Here is an 11,061-nt window from a genome sequence, read left to right as displayed (position 1 = left end):
ACAACCCACTCCCGGCGGACTGTTCAGGGGATGAAGCCCACCAGCCACCAGTCCACACCATCAACCCCGCGAATTAGCGGCGACACGCTACTAGGCGCTCAGGACGAGCAGGGGGGTGCCGTCGCCCTTGCGGATCTCGACCTTCTGGATGTTGTCGCGCTTGTACCGGCTGTGCGCCTTGAGCTCATACTCGTCACCGGCGCCGGCGGTCCAGGAGTCGAGCTCCTCGGGTTCGCCGGACTTCGGCACGACGTAGAGCTTGTAGGTCCACTTCCCGTAGCCGCCGCCCGGCTTGTAGGCGCACCGCATACGGACGAGGGTCCCGTCGCCGAGTCCTTCGAGGGCCAGGCTGGCGGTCACCGGTACCGTCGCCGCAACCTCCTGCATGGCAACGAAATCGGGCTGTCCGACCCCGGCGGAGCGCACCCCGAGGACGGCGAGCACGCCCAGGCAGGCGGCGACGAGCGCCGTCCCAGCACTCTGCCAGCGCCGGCGCCGCCGGTCGGTGCGCCGGCTGCGCCGCGCCTGGTCGAGCACCCGGGGCAGAAGTGGGTCAGCAGGGGCGGCCGAAGGACCGGCCCACGAAGACGCCGAAACGGAGGGGCCGGCCCAGGATGCCGCGGCGGAAGGATCCAGCTTGCCCAGCAACACCGGCAGCTCGCCGAACTCCGTCACCGCGGCCCGGCAGTCCGCGCAGGACGCCAGGTGCTGCTCGTATGTCTCGCGCTCTTCGGGCGACTGCGCCCCGAGCACATACACGGCCGAGTCATGGAGGTGCTCACACCTCATTGCCCACCCCCAACTCCTCTAGGACGACCTTCAGCGAACGCAGTGCGTAGTAGGTCCGCGACTTGACGGTGCCCGGGGGCACGCCCAGTCGTTCGGCCGCCTCGGCGACCGATCGTCCCTGGTAGAAGCACTCCACCAGGACCTCGCGGTGCGGTCGGGAAAGTCGGGTCAGCGCCTCCGCGATGACCCAGGACTCCACCGCGCGCTCGGTCTCGTCGACCACGACCGGGGACTCCGGCATCTGGTCGGTGAAGACCTCGCCCACCCGTGCGGAGCGTCGCCGCCACGCGTCGATAGCGAGGTTCCGGGCGGTGGTGAAGAGCCAGGCTCGCACCGAGCCGCGGGCCGGGTCGAGCGCCTCCGGGTGTTGCCAGGCCCGCAGCAGGGTCTCCTGCACGAGGTCCTCGGCCCGTTGGCGGTCTCCGCCGGTCAGTCGCAGCGTGTGGGCGAACAGCGCGTCTCCGTGCTCCTTGTGGAGCGTCTTCAGCAGCAGGTCAGCATCGTCTGTACTCACGCTTTGGCACTATCCGCATCCCTTCCACTGGCTTCTACGCACTAATACGCACAGCGGTTCAAGGCGGCGTCACATGTCATTCACCCGACATCTCTAGGGTGCCGATCTGTCCCCCGTCGCTGTTCAGGACCAGGAGCCCGTAATGTCGGATAACCCACGTCGGCCGTTACCGTTCATCGGATCGGCCAAGGTGACGCACGGTGGCCGTGATCGCATGACCTGCCTGTACCGCTGCGGAAACGCCTGTGAGCACCCGATCCCGAACCAGTCGGACAACCCGTATTTCACCGAGGAGATCAACGCGGTGTCGCGCCGCGGCGTCATGCGCGCCGGCGCCATCGTGCTGGGCATGGCCGGCGCCGGAGCGGCCGTCGGCACGCCGGCGTTCGCCTCGCCCGCAGGGGAGGTCGGCGAGCCTGACGTCGTCGTGCCCGAGGTCGACACGTTCGCGGCCAAGGCCCCCGAGTCGTCGCAGCTGACGTTCAAGGCCGTCACGCCCAACCAGGTCGACGGGATCGTGGTCCCCAACGGGTACGACCACGCCGTCGTCATCAAGTGGGGCGACGAGGTCGTGCCGGGCGCGCCTCGCTTCAACGTGGCGAAGCAGTCCGCCGACGCGCAGTCGAAGCAGTTCGGCTACAACAACGACTTCGTCGCGGTGCTGCCGCTGGACCGCCGTGGCGAGCGGGCGCTGCTGGTGTGCAACCACGAGTACACCAACGAAGACCTGATGTTCCCGAACTTCGCGGGCATCGACGGGCTGTCGGTCGAGCAGGTGCGCACCGCGATGGCCGCGCACGGCATGTCGGTCGTCGAGCTGGAGCGGGTCGGCGACTCGGGCCGCTGGACGCCGGTGACGCGCGGGGGGCGGCGGTACAACCGCCGGGTCACCGCCCTGTCGACGCACTTCAAGGTGACCGGCCCCGCGGCCGGCTCCGCGCTGCTGAAGACGTCCGCCGACCCGTCGGGTCGCGATGTGATCGGCACGCTCAACAACTGCGCCGGCGGCGTGACCCCGTGGGGCACGATCCTGTCGGGCGAGGAGAACTTCAACCAGTACTTCGTCGGCGCCGAGACCGCCGTCGAGCCCGCGAAGACCCGCTTCAACCGCTACGGCATCGACACGGTCAACCGGTACCCGTCGGGCAGCCGCAAGTGGGACCGCGCCGACGCCCGCTTCGACCTGACGAAGAACCCGAACGAGGCACACCGCTTCGGCTGGGTCGTCGAGATCGACCCGTTCACGCCGGGCTCGACCCCGCGCAAGCACACGGCGCTCGGCCGGGTGAAGCACGAGGGCGCCAACATCGTCATCGCCAAGAACGGCAAGGCCGTGGCGTACATGGGCGACGACGAGCGCTTCGACTACCTGTACAAGTTCGTGTCGGACAAGAAGTTCGACAGCGGCAAGTCCTACTTCGCCCGCCGGCACAACCTGACGCTGCTGGAGTCGGGTTCGCTGTACGTGGCGAAGCTCGGCTTCACGTCGGCCGCGGAGATCGACGGCAGCGGCAAGCTGCCCGCCGACGGCGCGTTCAACGGCACCGGCGAGTGGGTCGCCCTGGTGAAGGACGGCAAGTCGCAGGTCCCCGGCATGACGGTCGAGGAGGTGCTGGTCTTCACCCGGCTCGCGGGTGACGCGGTCGGCGCGACCAAGATGGACCGCCCCGAGGACGTCGAGCCCAACCCGAAGACCGGCAAGATCTACGTCGCGCTGACGAACAACACGGCGCGGGGCCCGGCCGGCAAGGCTCCCGCCGACGAGGCGAACCCGCGCACGAACAACAAGCACGGCCACATCTTCGAGATCACCGAGGACAAGGGCGACCACACGGGCACCACGTTCACCTGGACGATCCCGATCGTCTGCGGCGACCCGAAGGACCCGGCGACCTACTTCATGGGCTACGACAAGGCCCAGGTGTCGCCGATCTCCTGCCCCGACAACGTCGCGTTCGACGGCGCCGGCAACCTGTGGATCGCCACGGACGGCAACGCGCTCGGCACCAACGACGGCCTGTTCGCGGTGCCGCTGGAGGGCCCGGAGAAGGGTCACCTGAAGCAGTTCCTGACGGTGCCCTACGGCGCCGAGACCTGCGGCCCGTGGATCCACGGCGACAACAAGAGCGCGTTCGTCGCGGTGCAGCACCCGGGCGAGATCACCGGCGCGTCTGTGGAGAAGCCCGCGTCGAACTGGCCCGACGGCGACTTCGCCAAGCCGGGCATCGCGGTGGCGTGGCGTCTGGACGGCCGCAACATCGGCGTCTGACCGCTCGCCGCGTTTCGGGCGTCTCCCCATGTACGACGGGGAGGCGCCCGTTCCTGTTCCAGCCACACCGTCGCCACGGCGGGTGCGCGATGGCGCCGCCATGTTCGGCCAGGACCGCCGCCATAGTGGCGCGCGGCGGCGCCGCCCTGCTCGGCCAGGACCGTCGCCAGGGTGGCGCGCGGCGGCGGCGCGCTATTCGGCCAGGACCGTCGCCAGGTGGTGCGCGGTGGCCAGCAGACGGGTCCTGACGACCTTCGCCGAGGACATCAGCTCCGCGGGCGGCAGCGCGCACGCCAGGACGACCCGGCGGTCGGGATCGCGGTCGTTGACCACCATGACCGCGGCGCACGCGAGCCCTTGGCGGAACTGGCCGATCTCGATCTGCATCCCGCGGCGCTCGCCGGCGGCGAGGTCGGAGTCGAGCGCCTCCGGCGACGTCAGGGTTGCCGAGGTGTATGCCCGCATCCCGTATTCCTTCAAGAAACGCCACCGCTGGTCCGCGCTCATGGTCGCGAGCAGCGCCTTGCCCAGCGCGGTCGCGTGCGCGGCGTCGTCATAGCCCGGCACGAGCTCGTCGAGCGGCGGGGTCCGCGGACCCTCGGCCACCGCCGTCACGGCGATCCTGCCGCCGATGAAGCGCCCGAGGTAGTGGCTGTAGCCCGTCTCCGTCGCGGCGCGACGCAGGCGGTCCGTGACAGCGCTGGGTCCCCGGAACGCGAGGACGAGCTCCCGGTAGCGGTCGGCGATCTCCAGGCCGACCACGTAGGTGCCGTTCTCCCGGCGGATGACGTAACCCTCGTACGCGAGCGTGCGCACCAGGTGATAAGTAGTAGCGACCGTGAAGTCACATCGCCTGGCGATCTGCTTCACGGTGAGGCCGCGTGGTGATTGACCCACGGCCTCCAAGACTCGTAGTGCCCTCGACACGCTCCGGATGAGATCCGAGGGTTCGGCCTGTGGATCACGCACCGCCGCCCTCCCCAGCCGCAGCAGTAACTGGATTCACACCATATGAAACTGGAGAGGGTCCAGGGAACACTTTGATCATTTCTGGCGCGAGGTGAGGGAATCCGAGCGCGCTACACATAGCGATGAATGGCCCATAGCGGACACCACCTATGTGCAGTCATGCTGTCGACACGCCGAGTGATGTAAGTAATGCTCGGCAAACGGCTCTGAGGTCTGTGGAAGTAATGGCGGGCCGCTTGAGTAACCGCTGCGCGAGTTCTGCCCGGCCACTCCTGGCTGTTATCAGGCCGTTGCGAGTTGTTGCAAAAGCAGGTACCGGTGCCATATGGCATTGAGCAATACGGCAGAGCGCAGCCGTCAACGCCGGTGCGGCCTCAGCCACACCGGCGGACGTGTCAGAACAGGGTCAGTTGGTGCGATCGGCGATGAAGTCGCAGAGCGACTCCAGGGCGGCGCGCGCCGGCACATGCGGCAAGGGCGCCAGGGAGGCCCGTGCGCGGTCCGCATAGCCCCGGACGGTCTCGCGGGCCTGCTTCAGCGCCGCGGACTCCCGCAGCAGCCCCAGGGCCTCCGAGTGCAGCGCGTCGTCGGTGACCGGCCCTGCGGAGAGGATCTCGCGGAGACGGATCGAGGTCGCGTCGTCGTCGCCGGAGGCGAGCGCATAGAGCACCGGCAGGGTGGGCACGCCCTCGCGGAGGTCCGTGCCCGGGGTCTTGCCCGACTGGGTGCTCTCGCTGGCGATGTCGATGAGATCGTCGGACAGCTGGAACGCGATGCCGAACGTCTCGGCGAACGTGGCCAGGGCCTCGATCTCCTCGTCGCTGCAACCGCCGAACATGCCGCCGAAGCGGGCGCTGGTGGAGATCAGCGAGCCGGTCTTCTGCGAGATGACCCGCAGGTAGTGCGAGATCGCATCCTCACCCTGCAGCGGGCCGGCGGTCTCGGCGACCTGGCCGTGCACGAGGCGGGAGAAGGTGCTCGACTGGATCTTGACCGCCTCGAGGCCGAGCTCGGTGGCGGCCGCGGCGGCGCGGGCGAAGAGGTAGTCGCCGATGAGGATGGCGAGGGAGTTGCCCCAGCGGGAGTTGGCGCTGGGCGCGCCGCGGCGCACGTCCGCCTCGTCCATGACGTCGTCGTGGTAGAGGGTGGCGAGGTGGGTCAGCTCGACCACCGCGCCGGCCATCACGACGTCGCGCGAGCTCGGGTCACCGAAGTGCGCGGCGAGCGCCACCAGCAGCGGACGGAAGCGCTTACCACCCGCGTTGACCAGGTGGCGGGCCGCCTCGGTCACCAGCGGGTTGGCGCTGTCGACGGACTCGACCAGCACTGTCTCGACGTCCTTGAGGATCGCCATGACACTGCTTTCCAACGCCGGATCGGCGAAGGTCAGGCCGACAGACGCACCCGATTGCACGGTTCCCGTACTCACCACAGCTCCAACGATGCCATAGCCCGTTCGAACGACTTGCGGCGCCCTCATACAGCGACGTCCCCACGTGGTTTGGCCACGGGGGACGTCACGGGACACAAGGTTCGATACCGAGCTTATTTGCCGATGAACATCCCCGCGTGCTCGGTCGCCTCGATCAACACGCTCGGGGCAACACCCAGCACCAGCGTCGCGACGGTCCCGATGACCAGCGCCGCTGCCGTCATCGCGCCCGGGATCGACACCGCAGGGGTTGTCTCGCCCGGCTCCGACAGCCACATCATGACGACCACGCGCAGATAGGGGAAGGCCAGAATGGCGCTGCTCACCACGCCGGCAATCACCAGCCACGTCTGGTCGGCGTCGATCGCCGCCGCGAAGATGCCGAACTTCGCGGTGAAACCGCTGGTCAGCGGCAGACCGGCGAAGGCCAGCAGGATGAACGTGAACAGCGTCGCGTACAGCGGCGAGCGCTTGCCCAGCCCGGCCCAGCGGGACAGGTGGGTCGCCTCGCCGTCCGCGTCGCGGACCAGGGTCACCACGGCGAACGCGGCGAGCACCGTGAAGCCGTAGGCGACCAGGTAGAACATCGAGCTCGACAGGCCCCGCTCGCTGACCGCCAGGACGCCGACCAGCAGGTAGCCGGCGTTGGCGATCGAGGAGTAGGCGAGCAGCCGCTTGATGTCGGTCTGCGTCACGGCCAGGATCGCGCCGACGAGCATCGTGATGACCGCCACGGTGCCGAGCACCTGCTGGAGCTCCCACCCGGTGCGGTAGAAGCCGATGTGGACCAGCCGCAGCAGGCCACCGAACGCGGCGACCTTGGTGCAGGCCGCCATCAGCGCGGTGATCGGCGTCGGCGCGCCCTGGTAGACGTCCGGGGTCCACACGTGGAACGGCACGGCCGCGGCCTTGAACAGCAGGCCGATCGACAGCATCGCCAGGCCGACGTAGAGCAGGATGTCGTCGTTCGCCGAGTTCTCGATCGCGGTGCTGATCGCCTTGAAGTCGACCTGGCCGGCGTACCCGTAGATGAGCGCGATACCGAACACGAAGAACGCCGAGGCGAACGAGCCGAGCAGGAAGTACTTGAGCGCCGCTTCCTGCGACAGCAGCCGCCGGCGCCGGGCGAGCGCGCACAGCAGGTACAGGGGCAGCGAGAAGACCTCGAGCGCCACGAACATCACGAGCAGGTCGTTCGCCGTGCAGAAGAGCAGCATGCCGGCGAGCGCGAACATGGTGAGCGGGAAGACCTCGGTCGCGCCGGTCGCGCGCGCGGCCTGGTCGCGGTCGGCGTCGGTGTTGGCGGTCACGGCGGCCTGGGCGACGAACGCGCCGCCGGTCTCCAGGGTCCGCTCACCGATCAGCAGCATCGACACGATGCCCAGCACGATCACCGCGGCGGACAGGAACAGCCCGGGCCCGTCGATGGCGACCGCGGTGTGGGCCGTGATCACGTCCTTGCTGCCCTGGCGGATCACCATGACGAGCGCGGCGACGAGGCCGAGCAGCGACAGGGACAGCTGCACGGTGTGCCGCAGCCGCCGTGGCACGAAGCCCTCGACGAGCACCCCGATGCACGCGACACCGAAGAGGATCAGCATCGGCGACAACGCCGCGTAATCCAGGTTCGGCAGTTGGAGTTTGTCGTTCACTTGCCGGCCTCCACGGTGCCTGCGGTGGCTTTCGGGTCGGTGACCTGCATGTCCGACATCGTCGCCTTGATCGCCGGATTGATCACGTCGATGACCGGCTTCGGGTAGAAGCCGAGCACCAGGATCAGCGCGATCAGCGGCGTGACGACGGCGGCCTCACGCAGCGAAAGGTCCCGGCTCATCGCCTTGATCTCGAGCAACTTCGGGTTCGTGGTGCCCTGCGTGGTGCGCTGGATCATCCAGAGCACGTAGCCGGCGGCCAGGATGATGCCGGCGGTGGCGATGACGGCCACCGTCTTGTTCACCGTGAACGTGCCGATCAGGACCAGGAACTCGGAGACGAACGGCGAGGTGCCCGGCAGCGCGAGCGAGGCGAGACCGGCGATGAAGAACACCCCGGCGAGGACCGGGACGAGCTTGCCGGCGCCGCCGAAGTCGCTCACCAGGGCGCTGCCACGGCGGCTGACCAGCATGCCGACGACCAGGAACAGCAGGCCGGTCGCAAGGCCGTGGTTGACCATGTACAGCACGGCGCCGGTCCCCGCCTGGGTGGTGAAGGCGAAGATGCCGATGCCGATGAATCCGAAGTGGGCGATCGACGTGTAGGAGACCAGCCGCTTCAGGTCCTGCTGACCGATCGCCACCAGCGCCCCGTACACGATGCCCACCAGTGCGAGCGTGAGCCCGAGCCAGGCGAAGTGCTTCGACGCGTTCGGGAACAGCGGCAGGCAGTAGCGCAGGATGCCGAAGGTGCCGACCTTGTCCATGACACCGACGAGCAGCGCCGCCGAGCCGGCCTGCGCCGCGCCACCGGCGTCGGGCAGCCACGTGTGGAACGGGAAGAACGGCGCCTTGATCGCGAACGCGAGGAAGAAGCCGAGGAACAGCCAGCGTTCGGCGTTGACCCCGAAGTCCGCGGACACCAGCGTCGGCCAGTCGAAGGTGTGCCCGCCGAGGACCCACAGCCCGACGACCGCGGCCAGCATGAACAGGCCGCCGACCAGCGAGTACAGGAAGAACTTGACCGCCGCGTACTGCTTCTGGTGCCCACCGTAGGAGCCGATGAGGAAGTACATCGGCACGAGCATGACCTCGAAGAACACGTAGAACAGGAACACGTCCTGCGCGGCGAAGACGCCGATCATCGTGGCTTCGAGGGCCAGCAGCAGCGCGAAGTACGCCGGCACCGACCGCTTGCTCTTGTCGGCGTCGTGCCATGACGCGAGCACGACCAGCGGCACCAGCAGCGCGATCAGCGCGATCATCACCAGGGCGATGCCGTCGATCGCGAACGTGAACTTGGCGCCCCACTGCGGGATCCAGGTGTAGGACTCGCGGAACTGGAACCGCTCGCCGGTCGGCTTGAACTGCAGCCACAGCCCGACGGTCAGCACCAGGATCAGCAGGGACCAGCCGAACGCGACGCGCTTGGCGAGTTCCGGCTTGTCCTTGGGAAGGAACGCGATCCCGGCTGCGCCGACGAGCGGCGCGGCCGTGAGCACGGTCAGATATGGAAAGGAGCTCATCCGAACGTCACCGCCAGCATGGCGGCCACCACGAGCACCGCGCCTCCAAGGATGGACAGGGCATAGGAGCGCACGAACCCGGTCTGCGCCCGGCGGAGCCTGCCGGAGCCGCCGCCGACCCCGGCGGCGAGGCCGTTGACCAGGCCGTCGATGCCGCGGTTGTCGATGTAGACCAGGGCGCGGGTCAGGTAGCGGCCGGGCGCCTCGAAGACCGCCTCGTTGAACGAGTCGGTGTAGAGGTTCTTGCGGACCGCGGTGACCAGCGGGCCGGCCGGCTGCTCTTCCAGGGCGGTGCCCTTGTTGAACAGCGCGATCGCGAGGCCGGCGCCGGCGACCGTCAGCACGAGCGACAGGATCGTGATGAGCGTGTGGCTCATGACCGGCTCGTGCTCGACGTGCTCACTGCCGTAGACCGGGGTCAGCCACTCGGGCACCGACGTGGACAGCAGGTAGCCCGCGCCGACCGAGCCGACCGCCAGCAGGATCAGCGGGATCGTCATGATGGCCGGCGACTCGTGCGGGTGGTGGATGTCCTCGGTCCAGCGCTTCGGCCCATGGAACGTGAGCCAGAACAGGCGGGTCATGTAGAACGCCGTCAGCCCGGCACCCAGCAGCGCCGCGCCGCCGAAGAGCCAGCCCTGCCAGCCCTCCCGCTCGAAGGCCGCCACGATGATCGGCTCCTTGGAGAAGAACCCGGAGAACGGGAACATGCCGATGATGGCCAGCCAGCCGAGCATGAACGTGATCCAGGTGATCTTCATGTACTTCCACAGGCCGCCGAAGCGGCGGATGTCGACCTGGTCGTGCATGCCGTGCATGACCGAGCCGGCGCCGAGGAACATGCCGGCCTTGAAGAAGCCGTGCGCCAGCAGGTGGATCAGCGCCAGCGCGTAGGCGGCGCCACCGAGCCCGACACCCAGGAACATGTAGCCGATCTGGCTGACCGTCGACCAGGCCAGGACCCGCTTGATGTCGTCCTTGGCGGTGCCGATGATGCAGCCCATCAGCAGCGTCAGCGCGCCGACCGAGACCACGATCAGCTGCGCCGTCTCATTGGCGTCGAAGATCGGGTGCGAGCGGGCGACCAGGTAGACGCCGGCGGTGACCATCGTGGCGGCGTGGATGAGCGCCGACACCGGGGTCGGGCCCTCCATGGCGTCCGGGAGCCAGGCCTGCAGCGGGAACTGGCCGGACTTGCCGGCCGCGCCGAGCAGCAACAGGATCGCCATCGTCAGGACGACGCCGCCGCTGAGCGTGTCGATCCGGTTGAAGACCTCGGCGTAGTCGACCGTGCCGAGGTAGGCGAACATCATGAAGATCGCGATCGCGAAACCGGCGTCACCGACGCGGTTCATGAGGAACGCCTTCTTACCGGCGGTCGCCGCGCTCGGGCGCAGGTACCAGAAGGAGATCAGGAGGTAGGACGCGAGACCGACGCCCTCCCAGCCGAAGTACAGCATCACGTAGTTGTTGCCGAGGACCAGCAACAGCATCGCCGCGACGAACAGGTTGAAGTAGCCGAAGAACTTCCGGCGTCCCGGGTCGTGGTCCATGTAACCCACCGCGTAGAGGTGGATCAGCGAACCGACGCCCGTGATCAGCAGGACGAACATCGCCGACAGCGGGTCGAACAGCAGACCCAGTTCGACCTTGAAGTCCCCGACGCTGATGAAGTCCCACAGCTTCAGCTCGACGCCGCTGCGGTTCTCGAGCCCGCGGAGCGTGAAGAAGTAGGTCAGTCCCAGCACGAAGGACGTGGCGACGCTGAGCACGCCGAGCCAGTGTCCCCAACGGTCGGCGCGCTTGCCGAGCAGCAGCAGCACCGCCGCGCTCGCCAGCGGGATCGCGATGAGCAGCCAGAACGTGCCCAGCCACCCGTTCGCCGCCGTGTAGGCGATTGTGTCCACAAC

8 protein-coding genes are annotated in these 11,061 nt (G+C 68.3%); 1 reads left to right on the top strand and 7 read right to left on the bottom strand.

Annotated features, from left to right (window positions below):
• Nucleotides 1–90: 90 nt before the first annotated feature.
• Together ABZS58_RS25905 and ABZS58_RS25900 are read right to left on the bottom strand one after the other, a co-directional pair.
• On the bottom strand, nucleotides 91–759 hold the full coding sequence (locus ABZS58_RS25905) for a zf-HC2 domain-containing protein (protein ID WP_354785652.1): 669 nt from the start codon (nucleotides 757–759) through the stop codon (nucleotides 91–93).
• A gap of 19 nt (nucleotides 760–778) precedes the next feature.
• Nucleotides 779–1,303, bottom strand: coding sequence for a sigma-70 family RNA polymerase sigma factor (locus ABZS58_RS25900; RefSeq protein WP_354785650.1), 525 nt, complete (start codon nucleotides 1,301–1,303; stop codon nucleotides 779–781).
• A 142-nt stretch (nucleotides 1,304–1,445) separates the two neighbouring features.
• Here ABZS58_RS25900 and ABZS58_RS25895 point away from each other — a divergent pair, with 142 nt between their 5' ends.
• A complete protein-coding gene (locus tag ABZS58_RS25895; protein ID WP_354785648.1) occupies nucleotides 1,446–3,572 on the top strand; it encodes a PhoX family phosphatase in 2,127 nt (708 codons plus the stop codon).
• A gap of 192 nt (nucleotides 3,573–3,764) precedes the next feature.
• On the opposite strand, the gene ABZS58_RS25890 is transcribed toward ABZS58_RS25895, so the two are convergent.
• The 5 genes from ABZS58_RS25890 to nuoL form a co-directional block, all read right to left on the bottom strand.
• The gene (locus tag ABZS58_RS25890) at nucleotides 3,765–4,541 is read right to left on the bottom strand and encodes an IclR family transcriptional regulator C-terminal domain-containing protein (protein ID WP_354785646.1); all 777 of its coding nucleotides are present in this window, start codon (nucleotides 4,539–4,541) and stop codon (nucleotides 3,765–3,767) included.
• A gap of 406 nt (nucleotides 4,542–4,947) precedes the next feature.
• Nucleotides 4,948–6,021 carry a polyprenyl synthetase family protein gene (locus tag ABZS58_RS25885; RefSeq protein WP_354785644.1) on the bottom strand — a complete coding sequence of 358 codons (1,074 nt, stop codon included), beginning with the start codon at nucleotides 6,019–6,021 and terminating at the stop codon, nucleotides 4,948–4,950.
• A 65-nt stretch (nucleotides 6,022–6,086) separates the two neighbouring features.
• The gene (nuoN, locus tag ABZS58_RS25880; RefSeq protein WP_354785642.1) at nucleotides 6,087–7,625 is read right to left on the bottom strand and encodes an NADH-quinone oxidoreductase subunit NuoN; all 1,539 of its coding nucleotides are present in this window, start codon (nucleotides 7,623–7,625) and stop codon (nucleotides 6,087–6,089) included.
• Nucleotides 7,622–9,151, bottom strand: coding sequence for an NADH-quinone oxidoreductase subunit M (locus tag ABZS58_RS25875; RefSeq protein ID WP_354785641.1), 1,530 nt, complete (start codon nucleotides 9,149–9,151; stop codon nucleotides 7,622–7,624). The genes nuoN and ABZS58_RS25875 overlap by 4 nt, the downstream gene beginning before the upstream one ends.
• Nucleotides 9,148–11,058 (bottom strand): NADH-quinone oxidoreductase subunit L, encoded by a 1,911-nt coding sequence (nuoL, locus tag ABZS58_RS25870; RefSeq protein WP_354785639.1) that lies wholly within the window; start codon nucleotides 11,056–11,058, stop codon nucleotides 9,148–9,150. Before nuoL ends, ABZS58_RS25875 begins: the two co-directional genes overlap by 4 nt.
• Nucleotides 11,059–11,061 lie beyond the last annotated feature (3 nt).

The organism is Dactylosporangium sp. NPDC005555 (genome assembly GCF_040605635.1).
In the GTDB taxonomy this organism is placed as follows: domain Bacteria; phylum Actinomycetota; class Actinomycetes; order Mycobacteriales; family Micromonosporaceae; genus Dactylosporangium.
This window is presented reverse-complemented; position numbering and strand designations above follow the sequence as displayed.